Origin of the sequence: Delftia sp. WSY_7, from assembly GCF_043104845.1 — a bacterium.
GTDB classification, from domain to species: domain Bacteria; phylum Pseudomonadota; class Gammaproteobacteria; order Burkholderiales; family Burkholderiaceae_C; genus Comamonas; species Comamonas tsuruhatensis.
Genome location: NZ_JBICLB010000027.1, coordinates 1 through 1,225, shown reverse-complemented (window position 1 = coordinate 1,225; position 1,225 = coordinate 1). Strand labels below are relative to the sequence as shown.

The 1,225-nt window shown below is 44.2% G+C and carries 1 protein-coding gene and 1 pseudogene; both read right to left on the bottom strand.

The genetic code is table 11. The features are described 5' to 3' along the window. A pseudogene (locus ACF8ME_RS11405) lies at nucleotides 1–614 on the bottom strand (hypothetical protein); the annotation flags it as partial. Further along, nucleotides 611–1,225: DUF3939 domain-containing protein (locus ACF8ME_RS11400; protein WP_392416449.1), on the bottom strand; the 615-nt coding region annotated here is incomplete at its 5' end. The gene ACF8ME_RS11400 and the pseudogene ACF8ME_RS11405, both read right to left, overlap by 4 nt.

Below are 1,225 nucleotides of genomic sequence, written 5' to 3'. Positions count from 1 at the left end.
GTGTAGAAGGTGGGTGGGAAATAATCCCAAGGGATTTTGTTAAAAGCCTCGGTTTCCGGGTTCCAGTTGGATTCTTTTGTAACAACAGTGTCTTCTGTCAGCATTTTCATTCTTTTATTTATCATAATATTTGGCGCCATCTCAACACCTATGCCAAAACCCCCAGGAGTCTCTATTTTTCCGTTATGAACTTTTAAAAAAACTTGATCATTACCCAATATTCCTATTCCATTTACATTCTTAAATGGTCTACCGGAGATTAGATGTTCCCTCAAATCTAATTCAGATAGACTGTTTTTGTAAAAAGTCAGTACGCTACCATCACCTTGACTATCCGTGGGTGAACCATGCTCTATTCCACCCTCTATCCAATCAATGGCCTTTCGCTGTATAAAATCGTGAATTACACAATAACGGCCATTGCCTCTAATAGCCGCTGCTATGGGATAATAGCCTCCGAGATATTTAATCGCTTTGCACCCTTCCGGTAGGGGGGAAGTATCGCTAGGTGGGTGACGACGCTCCGCCCATTCTTCTGTTGTTAGCTGTTTTTTTTGATTTGAATGACATTCAATCAATAGTACGGAATTAAGCATCAAGAATAGAGTGATCATACCTCTTTGCATACGCTGCTCCCCGGAAGGCAAACCCCTGGGTATTTTTCTTCCTGCCCGATAAGATCTCCTAGGAAAATCTCTCTATTGATTTGCGCCTGATCTTTATCATATTTCTCGCTCATCTTATCAAGAAAATTTATTTCTTTATTTTCTTTGTCATTCTTTCCTTTTGGATTTAATTTTCCATTGGCAATGAATCTATTAACGGATTTTTGCAGGAAATCAATCTTCTTAGGAAAGTCTTTCCCTTCCTCTCTAATTGCATTGAATCTCTCTAGCACATTCCTGATCTCCTCAAACCCCAGCGCAGGCCTAGTTCCATACGCCGTTAAAAACTCATAAACCGCCTTCTCCCCTTGCAGCGATCGATACTCCCGCTTGTCCCAATAAGGCACTTCTGGATCAGGCATATTCCCCAGTATTGGCATGTCCTCGTCATAGGTGTAATCCGGCTCGGACCCCGCAAACCCATGCCCTATGCCCAGCTTCGCGCTGATGGCATCGAACGGCCGGTTGTCCTTGTCCCGGTGGCTGAAGGTGTCCAGGTAGGAGTGCAGGAATTCGCCCAGGAACTGGTATTCGGCACAGGGCTGGGCCGGGTTGCCCAG